The organism is Xanthomonas sp. CFBP 8443 (assembly GCF_025666195.1).
GTDB lineage: Bacteria > Pseudomonadota > Gammaproteobacteria > Xanthomonadales > Xanthomonadaceae > Xanthomonas_A.
On the sequence record NZ_CP102592.1, the window covers coordinates 4,742,120 to 4,756,118 of the forward strand.

The window sequence follows — 13,999 nt, forward strand, 5'->3', positions numbered from 1 at the left end:
TCCTTTCGGCACACGATCGACGATGCATATCGAGACGCTGGGGCACGGCCCCGATCTGGTTCTGATCCACGGCTGGGCGCTGCATGGCGGCATCTTCGCGCCGCTGGTCGAACGCCTGTCGGCGCAGTTCCGCATGCACCTGGTGGACCTGCCGGGCCACGGCCACAGCCGCGGCGACGACACCCCGCTGGCGCTGCCGCACGTGGTCAACGCGATCGCCGCGGCGACGCCGCCGGCGGCATGGCTGGGCTGGTCGCTGGGCGGGCTGTTCGCGCTGCACGCCGCAGCCACCCAGCCGCAGGTGCGCGGCCTGGCGATGCTCGCGGCGACGCCGCGTTTCGTGCGCGGCAGCGACTGGCCGCATGCGGTGGAACCGCAGGTGTTCGCGCAGTTCGGCCGCGACCTGGCCGAAGACTACCGCGGCACGTTGGACCGCTTCCTGGCGCTGGACACACTGGGCTCGGCGCACGCGCGCGCCGAACTGCGCACGCTGCGCGAGACGCTCGCCGCACGCGGCGAACCCGATGCGCAGGCATTGCAGGCCGGGCTGACGCTGCTCGAGCGCACCGACCTGCGCCGCGCGCTGCCGGGCCTGCGCGTGCCCAGCCTGTGGATCAGCGGCCAGCGCGACCGGCTGGTCTCGCCCGCCGGCATGGACGACGCCGCGGCGCTGGCGCCGCATGCGCAGACGTTGCACATCGCCGGCGGCGGCCACGCGCCGTTCCTGGGCCATGCCGACGAAGTCGCCACCGCGTTGCGCGAGTTCCTCGCCGCGCTGCCTTAGGCAGTACGCATCCAACTTGGCTTCAGCGGATGACTGCGGAGCCACGCGATGCACCCCGACCGGCGAGTGCTACTCCATCCGGAGCGCAGGCCATCAGGAGCCGCGCGACCGACCGGGCGGCTCGATAACGATCGAAGTCGCCGCGCCGGGATCCGGTTCATCGCGAGAAGCCCCATCGCCGCCACTGCGTGGCCGCACGCGATCGATCTGAGCGCTGCCATTCGCCGCGCCCAAGCAGAGTCCGCATTCGAATGTATGGGCTGCCACGTCTCGCGCTTGGTCGACGACGCTTGTACGCCTGAGCGCTTGCAGACGGCAGGCAGTTTTGGAACACCGCGCGTATCGCGATCGAAGCGAAGGTTATAAACTTGTACGCACGCGTGCATGGAAGGCCCAGTTGCACTGGCGTCACAACAAAGCAAAGGACGTTGCAAGCACTAACCGATCAACGCCGACATGTCCATGACCGGCGATCCACATCAGCGCGGAAGGCTGTGGCCGATACGTTCGCTAGCGCGTGCGGCCGTTATTTTTCACACAAGGAGAGCCGCATGGACCCTCGAGACCCACGATTCAGCGGGCTCAGCATTGCTACTGGCGTCGTTCGCTATTCGGACCTCAGCTATTTGATCACCACGAACGACCTCTCCATCAGCGAGGGTTACACAGGGTCGATACTGTTCGGCCTGGATCGTGGCACTTGGGGCGCCGGTACGGTGCCATGGCTTGCCTGTTCCGGAACCGTGTGCCATGTGCCGGCCGAACGTTACCTGACGCTGGGCACCCATGGGTCCGTACGAGCCGTTGGCGGCGGCGTCATAAAGGAAGAAGCGCCCATCGCAAGCTGCGGCGTCGACCCGAAGAAACGCGGGCCGCTTCGCGAAATCCGTGGCATCGCCAAAGGCCGGGCCTACGCCGTAGGAACCTGCCGGCAAGCCTACGTTCGCGATGGCGAAGACCAGTGGCGATGCATCGACCACAGCGCCCAGGTCGGCAACACACCGATCACCGACACGAGTTTCGAGTCGATCGACGGGTTCAGCGAGCACGAAATCTATACCGTCGGCTGGGAGGGCGAGATCTGGAAGTACGACGGCTCGGTCTTCACCCAGCAGAAGAGCCCGACCGAGCTGGCGCTGTACAAGGTCCGCTGCGCACCGGACGGTTTCGCCTATGCATGCGGCCAACTCGGCAGGTTGCTCCGGGGGCACGATGACCAGTGGGAAGCGATCGACCACGGAAGCACCAAAGAAGACCTCTGGGGCATGGAAGTGTTCGATGGGCAGCTGTATGTGTCTTCCAGCCACCTCGTCTATCGACTCGAGGACGGCAAGCTCATCCCCGTCGATTTCGGCGACGACGCGCCGCGGACCTGCTATCACCTGAGCGCGGCCGACGGGATCATGTGGTCCATCGGGCCCAAGGACGTCATGGAGTTCGACGGCGCCAGCTGGACGCGGCGCTTGCGAATCGACTGATCCACTGCCTGGCGGCGCATCAGGATCGACGACTGACGACACGGCGGCCGCAGCCCCTGCTTCGGGCCGCGGTCGTCGTGCAATCCGCTATAGGCCAAGCACTTACGCGCCGCGTGCAACAGCGGGCCTAGTCTTCGGCACACCACCGCGCTGGCCGCCGCCACGCCGATGCCCGATCATCGTGGTTTCCTTCGATTGGAGCGTCTGCATGGACCTCGGCATCGCCGGCAAATGGGCGCTGGTCTGCGCCGCGAGCAAGGGCCTGGGCCTGGGGTGCGCGCGGGCGCTGGCTGGCGAAGGCGTCAACGTGGTCATCGTGGCGCGTGGGCAGGCCGCGCTGGATGCGGCGGCAGCCGGCCTGCGCGCGCTGCCCGGCGCTGGCGAGGTGATCGCGGTGGCCGCGGATATCGCCACCGAGCGCGGCCGCGCCGCCGCACTGGCGGCGTGCCCGCAGGTCGACATCCTGGTCAACAATGCCGGCGGCCCGCCGCCCGGCGACTTCCGCGACTGGGAACGCGAGGACTGGCTGCGTGCGCTGGACGCCAACATGCTGGCGCCGATCGCGCTGATCCGCGCCACCGTCGATGCGATGCAGGCGCGCGGCTTCGGCCGCATCGTCAACATCACGTCTTCGGCGGTGAAGGCGCCGATCGACAGCCTGGGCCTGTCCAACGGCGCGCGCGCCGGGCTCACCGGCTTCGTCGCCGGCTTGGCGCGGCGCACCGTCTCGCACAACGTCACCATCAACAACCTGTTGCCGGGGCAGTTCGACACCGACCGGCTGCGCGGCAACTTCGCCCATGCCGCGCAACAGAGCGGCACCGACGTGGACACGCTGGCCGCGCAGAAACGCCAGCAGATCCCGGCCGGGCGCTTCGGCACCGCGGACGAGTTCGGCGCGGCCTGCGCGTTCCTGTGCAGCGCGCAGGCCGGCTACCTCAGCGGGCAGAACCTGTTGCTCGACGGCGGCGCCTATCCGGGGACGTTCTGAGGGCCAGGACTCGGGACTTGGGACTCGGGACTTAGTCGTTCGCGATCGGCGGATTGGTCGCAATGCCGGCATGGAGCCGATGACTGCGCAGGGTGCGGCAATGCGACTGGCCGCTGCGCGCTGCGGCCGGCGATAATGCGCCGATGGATTCCTCTTCGTTCGACGCCCACCACATCCGCCGCGCGTTCTCGCGCGCCGCCGCCAGCTACGACGCCGCCGCGGCCCTGCAGCACGAGGTCGAGAAGCGCCTGCTGGAATCGCTGGACTACCTCGGCGATCGCGTCCCGCAGGTGGTGCTGGACGTGGGCAGCGGTCCGGCGCATGCCTCCGCGACGATGAAGAAGCGCTGGCCGCGCGCGCAGGTGATCGCGCTCGACCAGGCGCTGCCGATGCTGCACCAGGCCAAGCGCCAGGCCGGCTGGTGGAAGCCGTTCGGCAGGATCTGCGCCGATGCGCGCGCGCTGCCGCTGGCCGAGCACAGCGTCGACGTGATCTTCAGCAACCTGTGTCTGCAGTGGGTCGAGGACCTGCCGGCGGTGTTCGCCGGGTTCCGCCGCGTGCTCAAGCCCGGCGGCCTGCTGCTGTGCTCCAGCTTCGGCCCGGACACGCTGATCGAACTGCGCGAGGCGTTCGCCCAGGCCGACCGCGAAGCGCCGCACGTGAGCCGCTTCGCGCCGATCGCGCAGTTCGGCGATGCGCTGATGCTGTCCGGCTTCCGCGATCCGGTGCTGGACCGCGACCTGTTCACCCTCACCTATCCCGACCTCGGCGCGCTGATGCGCGAACTGCGCGCGATCGGGGCGACCAACGCCCTGCACGCGCGCCGCCACACGCTGACCGGCCGCGGCCGCTTCGCCGCTGCCAGCGCCGCCTACGAGGCGCTGCGCAACGCCGACGGCAAGCTGCCGAGCAGTTGGGAAGTGATCTATGCCCACGCCTGGGCGCCGCCGCCGGGCGCGCCGATCCGCGAGGGCGGCAGCGAGATCGCCGCGGTGCCGGTGTCGGCGATCCCGATCCGCCGCCGCGGCGATTGAGGCGACGTATCGCTGCGGGACTCGGGACTCGGGACTGGGGACTCGGGACTCGGAAGAGCCGAGAACCGGATGCGCTACCTGTAGTAGCGGCTTTAGCCGCGACGGGCGTTACCAGTAATGCCTGTCGCGGCTGAAGCCGCTCCTACAACAGCCAGGCGGCCGTAGCTTGGCTGCAGCATGCGCTCGCGCGTGCGACCGCTTAGGCCGAAACCTGCTCGATCCAGTCCTGCAGGTTGTAGTAGTTGCTGACCCGGGCGATCTTGCCGTCGCGGATGTCGAAGAACGCGCCGCCCGGCAGCACGTAGGTCTGCCCGCGCGCCGGCGGCAGGCCTTCGTCGGTGTGGTGGTATTCGCCGTGCACCACGTACTCGGCGGCGGCGCGGCGGCCGTCCTGCCCGCCCAGCACCACGATGTCGCGCAGCTGTTCACGGTAGCTGGCGTTCATCCGCTGCAGGAACGCGGCGAAGGTGTCCTTACCGATCTCGCGTGCACCCTGGTTGAGGTCGTGCGCGACGTCGTCAGTCAGCTTGTCGAGCATGGCCGCCCAGTCGCCGCGGTTGAACGCATCGTAGTAGGACAGCACCAGTTCGATGGCGCGGTCTTGTTCACGGGTCCCGTCGATCTTCATCGCCACCACCTTCTGCCATGCGGAAGGCCCATGATACGGCGGCCGGGCGTGCTCAGGCGCCCGGTGCCACCAGGTCGCGGTGGAAGAAGTAGACCTCCTGCACCAGGAAACGCCAGCGGGTCTGGAAGCTGCGGAAGCGGGTGCTCGGCGTCGAGGACGCCAGCGCGTCGATCTGCAGCTCCCGGCACAGGCGCAGCGCGCGCGCCATGTGCAGCGGGTCGCTGACCACGATCGCCCGGTGCAGGCCGTGGGCGCGCATCAGTTCGCGCGCCTGGATCAGGTTCTGGCGGGTGGTGCGCGAGACGGTCTCGATCAGGATCGCGTCGTCCGGCACGTCGTGGCGCAGCGCGTAGCGGCGCGCCACCTGTGATTCGGCGAAGCGCGCGCCGTTGCCGCCGAAGCCGCCGGTGAAGATCAGGGTCGGCGCGTAGCCGCGCTGGTACAGGTCCAGGCCGTGGCGGATGCGCTCTTCGAACACCGGCGAGGGCTTGGCGTCGTAGGCGGCCGCGCCGAGCACGATGATCGCGTCGGCCGGCGCCGCCTGGTCGCGGTCGCCGACCCACACGATGTAGATCGCCACACCCAGCAGCCACAGGCTCAGCACGGCGCCGAGCCGTCCGATCCAGCCCAGCCAGCCGCGCCGTCGCCGCGGCTTCAAGCCGTCCCCCACGGCAAGGCGTCCAGGTCGACGTTGCCGCCGGACAGGATCACCCCGACCCGGCGCCCGGCGAAGCGCTCCGGCTGCGCCAGCACCGCCGCCAGCGCGATCGCCGAGGAAGGCTCCACCACCTGCTTGAGCACCTGCCACAGCAACCGCATCGCCGCCACCGTCGCGGCGTCCTCGACCACGATCGCCTCGGCGTGGCCGTGCAGCAGCGCGAAGTTGGGCGCGCCCAGGGTGCCGCGCAGGCCGTCGCAGAGAGTGTCGGGGACGAAATCCACGTGACGTTCGCCGGCCGCCAGCGAACGCGCGGTGTCGGCGGCGCCGGCCGGCTCGGCCAACAGCAGCTGCGCCTGCGGCGCCAGTGCCGACAGCGCCAGGCGGCTGCCGGCGGCCAGGCCGCCGCCACCGACCGGCACCACCAGCAGGTCCAGCGGGCCGCTGGCACCGAGCAGTTCCAGCGCCGCCGTGCCCTGGCCGGCGATCACCGCGGGGTCGGTATAGGGATGCACCAGGGTCGCGCCGGTCTGCTGCTGCACCTGCGCGCACAGTGCCTCGCGCGCGGCGATCGTGGCCTCGCACTGCCACAGGGTGGCGCCGTGCCGGGCGATATTGGCCAGCTTGGTCGCGACCGCGCCCTCCGGCACCACCACATGGCAGCCGATGCCGCGGGTGCGCGCGGCCTGCGCCAGCGCCGCGCCGTGATTGCCGGAGGAATGGGTGACTACGCCGCGCGCGGCCTGCGCCTCGCTCAATGCCCATACCGCGTTGCAGGCGCCGCGGAACTTGAACGCGCCGCCGCGCTGCAGGTGCTCGGCCTTGAAGTGCAGGGTCGCGCCGGTCAGGGCGTCCAGCGCTTGCGAACGCAGGACCGGGGTCACCCGGGCATGCGGCGCCAGACGCGCGGCCGCGGCCGTCACATCGGCGAAAACGGGCAGTGAAGATGAGAACATGCGTGAAAGGTTAACGTATCGGCATAGGCTCGCGCCGCCACATCTACCGGCGCAGCGCAGCCGTTGCGCGCGACTTAAGCGTTCAATCAACGACGAAGCGGGTTAAGGGGGCATTCAATGCAACGCGCAGAACCTGTCAGTCAGCCTCTGGGAGAGGAATCGCCATGAACATGCGCCTGATCTGGGCCGCTGGACTGCTGGCCACGCTGGGCGGCTGCGCCACCTACGACTACGCCGGCAGCGACCAGGGCGGCTATTACCGCGGCTCGCCTTCGGTCGAGTACCGGTATCCGGCCGGCTATTCCAACGGTTACTACCCCTACGGCGCCGTGCCCTACGGCTACGGTGCCGGCTACTACGGCTATGGCTACTACGGCTATGGCGGCCCGTACTACTACCGCGACCGCGACTACTACGGCCCGCCGCGCCACCGTCCGCCGCCGCGCCCGCGGCCCGACGACAATGGCCGCCCGCCGGACCGTCCGCCGCCGCCCGTCATCGGCGGGCGCGACCGGGGCAAGGCGCCGTGGCGCGACATGGACCGGCTGCGCCGTCCGGACGCGGCCAGTGCCGCTCCGCGCCCGCAGTCGATGCAGCCCCGCCCGGCGGCCGCGCCGCGCCCGGCCGCGGCACCACGTCCGGCTGCGCCGCGACCCGGCAATCTGGGTCGCAGCAATGGGACGCGGCGCACATTAGAGCCCTAAGAAAGTGCTTGATTTCACGCAGGCACAAGACGCACTCTACGTCGTACGGGGTGACCGCCTGCGTCGCTTTATGACCCGCTAGGGATCGCCCCACCGTCTATGTCGATGTCCGACAGGGAAATCTGGATCCCCCCTGTTCCGGCCCTGTCGGGCGTCGGCGCCTAAAACGAAAAGCCCCGGTTCGCCGGGGCTTTTCGCGTTCGGGCCTTGCGGTTGCTGGCTTCGGGGCCGAATCGCGGACATAAAAAAGGGCCGGCAGTCCCCCGACTACCGGCCCCCAGCTCCCCCAACGTGCGCGTGACTGGCCCCTGTTCCAATTCCAGTCGTACGCCCCTGACGCAATGCCACGTTGGGTGCAGTAGGGTTATCTGCAGATGCCGTGCCAACTTTAGGGCCGAATCCGCAAACTGTGATGCAACCGCTAAAATTCCCGCTTTCCGGCGTTCGCGATCCTGCGAGCGCCCCCATTCCGGCCACCGCGGCCCGGCTGACGAGTTCCCGATGAGCGATTCCTTCTACCGCTACGACGTCATCGTGATCGGCGGCGGCCACGCCGGCACCGAGGCGGCGCTGGCAGCCGCGCGCGCCGGCGCGCGCACCCTGTTGCTGACCCATAACGTGGAAACGGTGGGCGCGATGAGCTGCAACCCGGCCATCGGCGGCATCGGCAAGGGCCATCTGGTCAAGGAGATCGACGCGCTCGGCGGGGCGATGGCGCATGCCGCCGATCTGGCCGGCATCCAGTGGCGCACGCTCAATGCATCCAAGGGTCCGGCGGTGCGCGCCACCCGCTGCCAGGCCGACCGCAACCTGTACCGCGGCGCGATCCGGCGCCTGGTCGAGGCGCAGCCGAACCTGACCCTGTTCCAGGCCGCCGTGGACGAGCTGATCGTGGCCGGCGAGCGCGTGCGCGGCGTGGTCACCCAGACCGGCCTGCGCTTCGAGGCGGCGGCGGTGGTGCTGACCGCCGGCACCTTCCTGGCCGGCAAGATCCACATCGGCCAGACCCAGTACGCCGGCGGCCGCGCCGGCGACCCGCCGGCCACCGCGCTGGCGCAGGCGCTGCGCGACGGCCGCTTCGGCGTGGACCGGCTCAAGACCGGCACCCCGCCGCGCATCGACGGGCGCAGCCTGGACTACGCGGCGATGGAGGAGCAGCCCGGCGACGATCCGCTGCCGGTGATGTCCTTCGTCGGCGACGTCGCCCAGCATCCGCGCCAGGTCTCGTGCTGGATCACCCACACCACCGAGCGCACCCACGCCATCATCCGCGGCGCGCTGGACCGCTCGCCGCTGTACACCGGCCAGATCGAGGGCATCGGCCCGCGCTACTGCCCGTCGATCGAGGACAAGGTGGTGCGCTTCGCCGAGAAGGCCAGCCACCAGATCTTCGTCGAGCCCGAAGGCCTGGACGTGGCCGAGATCTATCCCAACGGCATCTCCACCTCGCTGCCGTTCGACGTGCAGCTGGAACTGGTGCGCTCGATCCGCGGCTTCGAGCGTGCGCACATCACTCGCCCCGGCTATGCGATCGAATACGACTTCTTCGACCCGCGCGGGCTGAAGGCCTCGCTGGAGACCAAGGCGATGCCCGGGCTGTTCTTCGCCGGCCAGATCAACGGCACCACCGGCTACGAGGAAGCCGCCGCGCAGGGACTGATCGCCGGGCTCAACGCCGCACGCCAGGTGCGCGGGCTGGAGCCGTGGTCGCCGCGCCGCGACCAGGCCTACATCGGCGTGCTGATCGACGACCTGATCACCCACGGCACCACCGAGCCGTACCGCATGTTCACCAGCCGCGCCGAGTACCGGCTGCAGCTGCGCGAGGACAACGCCGATGCGCGCCTGACCGGCATCGGCCGCGAGCTGGGCCTGGTCGGAGAGACGCGCTGGGTGCGCTTCCAGGCCAAGCAGGAGGCAGTGGCGCGCGAGAATGAACGGCTGCGCGCGCTGTGGGCCACGCCGGGCAACGCGCTGGGCCGCGAGGTCGCGGCGACGCTGGGGGTGGCGGTCAGCCGCGAGACCACCGTGCTGGACCTGATCAAGCGCCCGGAATTGGACTATGCCGCGCTGATGCGGGTGCCGTCGCTGGGCCCGGGCGTGGACGACGCGCAGGTCGCCGAACAGGTCGAGATCGGCATCAAGTACGCCGGCTACCTGGACCGCCAGCGCGATGAGATCGCGCGCCAGCAACGCCACGAGGACACGCCGATCCCCGAGACCTTCGACTACGCGCAGGTGCGCGGGCTGTCGGCCGAGGTGCAGCAGAAGCTCGAGCGCGTGCGCCCGCAGAGCGTGGGCCAGGCGCAGCGCATCCCCGGCATGACCCCGGCGGCGATCTCGCTGCTGCTGGTGCACCTGGAGCGCGCGCGGCGCAGCCGAGTGGCGTAAGCGGCGGCTGCGCGGCATCCTGTCCCGCCCCTACAAGGACGACAGGCCATGGAGATCCACCCGCTCGCGCCGGACAAGCGCGCCGCCGTGCTGGACGCCCTCGACGGCATTGAGCGAATTCACGATGTACGCATCCTGCTGGCCTGCGAGTCCGGCAGCCGCAGCTGGGGGTTTTCCTCGCCCGACAGCGACTACGACGCGCGCTTCGTCTATGTGCATCGGCCGAAGTGGTATCTGACCGTCAACGAACGCACCGGACCGGGCGAGCCGCAGCGCGACGTGATCGAACTGCCGATCGACGCCGACCTGGACGTCAGCGGCTGGGACCTGCGCAAGGCGCTGCGGCTGGTGTCCAAGTCCAATCCGACGCTGCTGGAATGGCTGCAGTCGCCGCTGGTCTACCGTCAGGATCCCGTCGCCGTCGCCGGGCTGTTGCAGATGGCGCACGCGTTCTATTCGCCGCTGGGTACCTGGTGGCACTACTTCAACATGGCCAAGAGCAACTACCGCGGCTATCTGCGCGGCGAACGCATCCGCACCAAGAAATATCTGTACGTGCTGCGCCCGGTGCTGGCCTGCCAATGGATCGAACGCGGGCACGGAATGCCGCCGATGGCCTTCGAGCTGCTGCTGGAGGCGCTGCTGCCGTCGGGGTCGCTGCGCGAAGCGATCGATGCCTTGCTGGAGAAGAAACGCGCCGCCGCGGAGATCGAGGACGGTCCGCGGGTCCCGGCGATCAGCGACTTTCTGGACGCCGAGCTGGCGCGCATGGGCGGCGCCGCGCCGCGCCTGGCGGCTGGCAGCGGCGATCCGCGGGCGCTGGATGCGCTGTTCCGCCAACTGATCCGCGCCGATGCCTCCGCTTAGCGTCGGGTACATCGCATGCCCCTGTAGGAGCGGCTTCAGCCGCGACGGGCGAAGTGGTGGGTTTGCGGCAACTGGAACGTGTCGGGACTGAAACCCCTCCCACAGTGCACGCGGTTAATTGACCGCAAGCTCCTGTAGGAGCGGCTTCAGCCGCGACGAGCGAAGTGGTGGATTTGCGGCAACGAAGCGCGTCGGGGCTGAAACCCCTCCCGCATTACACCGAACGCGTTGCCGCAAGCCCTTGTGGAAACGACTTCAGCTACGACCAACGAAGCGGAGGAGCTGCCGCACTTGAAAGCGCCAAGGCCGAAGTCTCTCCTGTCGATCACGATCAGCAACATGAGGCGAAAAGTGCGCCACCAACCGCACCGCTTGCACGCCGGCCGTGCCATCCAGCTGCCGGAGATGGCATACATGTGATGACCATCGTCATCGGCCACCGCTGCGCCAGGCAGCGCACGGTGGCGAGCGGCGCGCTTTGGCGAGAACACGTTCTCTGCAGCGCGCCCTGTCATGGCGCACCGCCGCGTGCGCTCAGTCCTCGTCCGCCGCGGCCTCGCGGCCCTGCTGGCGGATGATCGCTTCCTGGCGCGCGTCCTCGATCGAATCGCGCACCGCACGCACGTCGGCGCGGCGGGTGTCGAACACGAAGCGGCCGGTGAGCGCGCTGTCCGGACGTAGCTCGCCCTTCTCGTACAGCGCCCACATCTCCTCGCCGTAATGGGTTTCGTTGAGCTCGGGGGCGAAGCGGCCCAGGCAGTCGCGCAGGTTGTGCACGTCGCGCAGCAGCATGTCGCGCGCGGCGTTGTTGCCGGCGGCGCTGACCACCTGCGGGAAATCGATCACGATCGGGCCGTCGGCGGCGACCAGCACGTTGTATTCGGACAGGTCGCCGTGCACCAGGCCCAGGCACAGCATCTTCACCACGTCGCCGATCAGCTGCGCATGGAACGCGCGCGCCTGCTCCGGCTCCAGCTCCACCTCGCCCAGCCGCGGCGCGCTCTGCCCGTCGGCATCGGTGACCAGGTCCATCAGCAGCACGCCGTGGAAATACCCGCGCGGTTGCGGCACGTGCACGCCGGCGTCCACCAGCTGGTACAGGGTGTTGGCCTCGGTGTCCTTCCACGCCGCCTCCTGCTCGCGGCGGCCGAACTTGGTCGCCTTGCCCATCGCCCGCGCCTGGCGGCTGCCGCGCACCTTGCGGCCCTCCTGGTACTGCACGCGCGCCTGGAAGCTGCGCTGCGCCATGTCCTTGTAGACCTTGGCGCACAGCACCTCGTCGCCGGCCTGGACCACGTACACGGCGGCCTCCTTGCCACTCTTGAGCGGACGCAGCACGCTGTCGATGACGCCATCCTCGATCAGCGGCTGCAGGCCCTGGGGGGTTTTCATCGGACGCGGGGCACCTTGGGGGGAAAACCGGATTATGGCGCAACCGCGCCTCGGCGCCCGGCCGCCGCCGCGCCGCTGTCTACGCTGGCGGAGTAAAGTAGCGGCGCCGCACCCGCCGATGGCGGCCGTCGCGGCCGTATTCCACGTATCAACACGGCAGAGGGTGTCATGAGCAAGGGCCTGGACCAGAAAAAGAGCGACAAGAAGCAGCCGACCAAGACGCTGAAGGAAAAGCGGGCGGCCAAGAAGGAAAAGAAGAAGTAGCCACGGCCGCCTGCGGGCGGTCGCGCAGCACCCGGGGCGGCGGCGAGGCCGCGCACGCTATCATCGGCGCGCGCGACATCGCCGTCGCTTTTTCCGTCTGGAGGCCCTCGTGAATCCCTTGCGTCCGTTCCTGGACAAGACGCCGCAGCTCGGCGCCCGCGTCTACGTGGACCCGGCCTGCACCATCATCGGCGACGTGGTCCTGGACGAGGACGTGTCGGTGTGGCCGGGCACGGTGATCCGCGGCGACGTCAACCACGTGCGCATCGGCGCGCGCAGCAACATCCAGGACGGCACCATCATCCACGTCAGCCACCACAGCCCGTTCAACAAGGCCGGCCATCCGACCCTGATCGGCGCCGACGTGACCGTGGGCCACGGCACCATCATCCATGCCTGCACCATCGAGGACCTGTGCCTGATCGGCATGGGCGCGTGCATCCTCGACGGCGCCACGGTGAAGAAATACGGCTTCGTCGGCGCCGGCGCGGTGGTCGGGCCGGGCAAGACCGTCGGCGAGCGCGAACTGTGGCTGGGCAACCCGGCGCGGCTGGCGCGCACGCTCAGCGACAAGGAGGTCGAGAGCCTGCACTACTCCGCCCAGCACTACGTGCGGCTGAAGGACCGCTACCTGGGCAGCGCCGCCGGCTAGAGGGCGATTGTCGGACGCGGCGCTTTGCGCGACACTGCGCGCCTGGGGCGTGGGGACGCCACCGAACGGATTCGACGATGACCAAGACGCTTTCGCTGCGCGGCCTGCTGGCCGCTTTCCTGCTTGCGCTCGGCGCCGGCGCCGGGCCGGCCATGGCCGAGGACGGCGAGGACGGCATGACCGCCGAGCAGTTCGTCGCCTCGCTGCAGTTCCAGGACGGCCACATCGAAGTGCCGCAGGCCAAGGTCCATTTCGACCTGAACCACGACTTCCGCTATCTCGGCAAGGACGACGCGCGCCGGGTGCTGGAGACGTACTGGGGCAATCCGCCCGACGACACCGTGCTGGGCCTGATCGTGCCGCGCCAGCCCGCGCTCGACGAGCAGGGCAGCTGGGCGGTGGCGGTCACCTATGCCGACGACGGCTACGTGTCCGACGAGGACGCCAGCAAGATCGACTACAAGGACATGCTCGCGGACATGCAGAAGGAAACCCGCGAGGAGAACACGCAGCGCAAGGAAGCCGGCTACGAGACCGTGGACCTGGTGGGCTGGGCGGTGCCGCCGCGCTACGACGCGGCCAACAAGAAGCTGTACTGGGCGCGCGAACTGGCGTTCCAGGGCAACGAGGGTCACACCCTCAACTACGACATCCGCGTGCTCGGCCGCCACGGCTACCTGAGCCTCAACGCGATCGCCGGCATGGACGAACTGGCGCAGGTGCGCGAGGGCATGCAGCAGCTGCTGCCGATGGCCGAGTTCGACAGCGGCGCGCGCTACGCCGACCACAATCCGTCCACCGACAAGATCGCCAGCTACGGCCTGGCCACGCTGATCGGCGGCGGCCTGGCGGCCAAGGCCGGCCTGTTCGCCAAGCTCGGTCTGGTGCTGGCCAAGGCCTGGAAGCTGGTGGCGCTGGCGCTGATCGCGCTGGCCGGCGGGATCGGCAAGCTGTTCTCCGGGCGCAAGCGCGACGGCGGCACGGTGCGCTGAGCCGGCCGCGCAGCGCCGATCGCCCGACCAGTGCCGCGTCCTGCGCCAGCGCCACGCCGTCGCGCCGGCAGCAGCGCGACAACGGCGCGCCGGCTGGGCAATTGGCGCCGCGCCGGCTAAAGTCTCGGTTCGGAGCAGGACGCAGTCGAGATCACGCATGCCGCCACAGGCAGCCGGCCGGACGGAAGAACGGCCACCCTACATCGCA

Annotated in this window: 13 protein-coding genes; 9 read left to right on the top strand and 4 right to left on the bottom strand. The window is 69.5% G+C overall.

Annotated features, from left to right (window positions below; all coding sequences use genetic code 11):
• The first annotated feature begins 22 nt into the window (after positions 1-22).
• From bioH to bioC, 4 genes are all read left to right on the top strand, one after another.
• Positions 23-784 (top strand): pimeloyl-ACP methyl ester esterase BioH, encoded by a 762-nt coding sequence (gene bioH / locus NUG20_RS19725; RefSeq protein ID WP_263396076.1) that lies wholly within the window; start codon positions 23-25, stop codon positions 782-784.
• Positions 785-1,335: 551 nt separating this feature from the next.
• Positions 1,336-2,262: a hypothetical protein gene (locus NUG20_RS19730; protein ID WP_263396077.1), complete on the top strand. Its 927-nt coding sequence runs from the start codon at positions 1,336-1,338 to the stop codon at positions 2,260-2,262.
• 208 nt (positions 2,263-2,470) lie between these two features.
• The gene (locus NUG20_RS19735) at positions 2,471-3,253 is read left to right on the top strand and encodes an SDR family oxidoreductase (RefSeq protein WP_263396078.1); all 783 of its coding nucleotides are present in this window, start codon (positions 2,471-2,473) and stop codon (positions 3,251-3,253) included.
• Between the two features lie 143 nt (positions 3,254-3,396).
• Entirely contained in the window at positions 3,397-4,287 is an 891-nt protein-coding gene (gene bioC, locus NUG20_RS19740) for a malonyl-ACP O-methyltransferase BioC (RefSeq protein ID WP_263396079.1), read from the top strand.
• Between the two features lie 199 nt (positions 4,288-4,486).
• On the opposite strand, the gene NUG20_RS19745 is transcribed toward bioC, so the two are convergent.
• Genes NUG20_RS19745 through NUG20_RS19755 form a run of 3 tightly spaced genes read right to left on the bottom strand, consistent with a single transcriptional unit; the run spans position 4,487 to position 6,529 of the window.
• Positions 4,487-4,915, bottom strand: a complete 429-nt coding sequence (locus NUG20_RS19745; protein WP_263396080.1) for a ketosteroid isomerase-related protein — start codon at positions 4,913-4,915, stop codon at positions 4,487-4,489.
• 52 nt (positions 4,916-4,967) lie between these two features.
• The gene (locus NUG20_RS19750) at positions 4,968-5,546 is read right to left on the bottom strand and encodes a YdcF family protein (RefSeq protein ID WP_263398553.1); all 579 of its coding nucleotides are present in this window, start codon (positions 5,544-5,546) and stop codon (positions 4,968-4,970) included.
• Positions 5,547-5,569: 23 nt separating this feature from the next.
• The gene (locus NUG20_RS19755) at positions 5,570-6,529 is read right to left on the bottom strand and encodes a pyridoxal-phosphate dependent enzyme (protein ID WP_263396081.1); all 960 of its coding nucleotides are present in this window, start codon (positions 6,527-6,529) and stop codon (positions 5,570-5,572) included.
• 164 nt (positions 6,530-6,693) lie between these two features.
• On the opposite strand from NUG20_RS19755, the gene NUG20_RS19760 reads away from it, so the two are divergent.
• From NUG20_RS19760 to NUG20_RS19770, 3 genes are all read left to right on the top strand, one after another.
• The gene (locus NUG20_RS19760; RefSeq protein ID WP_263396082.1) at positions 6,694-7,233 is read left to right on the top strand and encodes a hypothetical protein; all 540 of its coding nucleotides are present in this window, start codon (positions 6,694-6,696) and stop codon (positions 7,231-7,233) included.
• 501 nt (positions 7,234-7,734) lie between these two features.
• Positions 7,735-9,624 carry a tRNA uridine-5-carboxymethylaminomethyl(34) synthesis enzyme MnmG gene (gene mnmG, locus NUG20_RS19765; RefSeq protein ID WP_263396083.1) on the top strand — a complete coding sequence of 630 codons (1,890 nt, stop codon included), beginning with the start codon at positions 7,735-7,737 and terminating at the stop codon, positions 9,622-9,624.
• 48 nt (positions 9,625-9,672) lie between these two features.
• Positions 9,673-10,491 (top strand): nucleotidyltransferase domain-containing protein, encoded by an 819-nt coding sequence (locus tag NUG20_RS19770; RefSeq protein ID WP_263396084.1) that lies wholly within the window; start codon positions 9,673-9,675, stop codon positions 10,489-10,491.
• A 534-nt stretch (positions 10,492-11,025) separates the two neighbouring features.
• Here NUG20_RS19770 and NUG20_RS19775 read toward each other — a convergent pair.
• Positions 11,026-11,883, bottom strand: coding sequence for a PA4780 family RIO1-like protein kinase (locus NUG20_RS19775; RefSeq protein WP_263112047.1), 858 nt, complete (start codon positions 11,881-11,883; stop codon positions 11,026-11,028).
• Positions 11,884-12,256: 373 nt separating this feature from the next.
• Between NUG20_RS19775 and NUG20_RS19780 the strand changes: the two genes are divergently transcribed.
• Together NUG20_RS19780 and NUG20_RS19785 are read left to right on the top strand one after the other, a co-directional pair.
• Positions 12,257-12,799, top strand: a complete 543-nt coding sequence (locus tag NUG20_RS19780; protein WP_263396085.1) for a gamma carbonic anhydrase family protein — start codon at positions 12,257-12,259, stop codon at positions 12,797-12,799.
• Between the two features lie 77 nt (positions 12,800-12,876).
• Positions 12,877-13,791, top strand: a complete 915-nt coding sequence (locus NUG20_RS19785) for a DUF2167 domain-containing protein (RefSeq protein ID WP_263396086.1) — start codon at positions 12,877-12,879, stop codon at positions 13,789-13,791.
• Positions 13,792-13,999 lie beyond the last annotated feature (208 nt).

Excerpts from the sequence above, each read along its gene's own strand:
- NUG20_RS19760 (WP_263396082.1), top strand. The coding sequence starts at position 6,694 with ATGAACATGCGCCTGATCTGGGCCGCTGGACTGCTGGCCACGCTGGGC.
- NUG20_RS19745 (WP_263396080.1), bottom strand. The coding sequence starts at position 4,915 with ATGAAGATCGACGGGACCCGTGAACAAGACCGCGCCATCGAACTGGTG.
- mnmG (WP_263396083.1), top strand. The coding sequence starts at position 7,735 with ATGAGCGATTCCTTCTACCGCTACGACGTCATCGTGATCGGCGGCGGC.
- NUG20_RS19770 (WP_263396084.1), top strand. The coding sequence starts at position 9,673 with ATGGAGATCCACCCGCTCGCGCCGGACAAGCGCGCCGCCGTGCTGGAC.
- bioH (WP_263396076.1), top strand. The coding sequence starts at position 23 with ATGCATATCGAGACGCTGGGGCACGGCCCCGATCTGGTTCTGATCCAC.
- NUG20_RS19755 (WP_263396081.1), bottom strand. The coding sequence starts at position 6,529 with ATGTTCTCATCTTCACTGCCCGTTTTCGCCGATGTGACGGCCGCGGCC.
- NUG20_RS19735 (WP_263396078.1), top strand. The coding sequence starts at position 2,471 with ATGGACCTCGGCATCGCCGGCAAATGGGCGCTGGTCTGCGCCGCGAGC.
- NUG20_RS19775 (WP_263112047.1), bottom strand. The coding sequence starts at position 11,883 with ATGAAAACCCCCCAGGGCCTGCAGCCGCTGATCGAGGATGGCGTCATC.
- bioC (WP_263396079.1), top strand. The coding sequence starts at position 3,397 with ATGGATTCCTCTTCGTTCGACGCCCACCACATCCGCCGCGCGTTCTCG.
- NUG20_RS19785 (WP_263396086.1), top strand. The coding sequence starts at position 12,877 with ATGACCAAGACGCTTTCGCTGCGCGGCCTGCTGGCCGCTTTCCTGCTT.
- NUG20_RS19730 (WP_263396077.1), top strand. The coding sequence starts at position 1,336 with ATGGACCCTCGAGACCCACGATTCAGCGGGCTCAGCATTGCTACTGGC.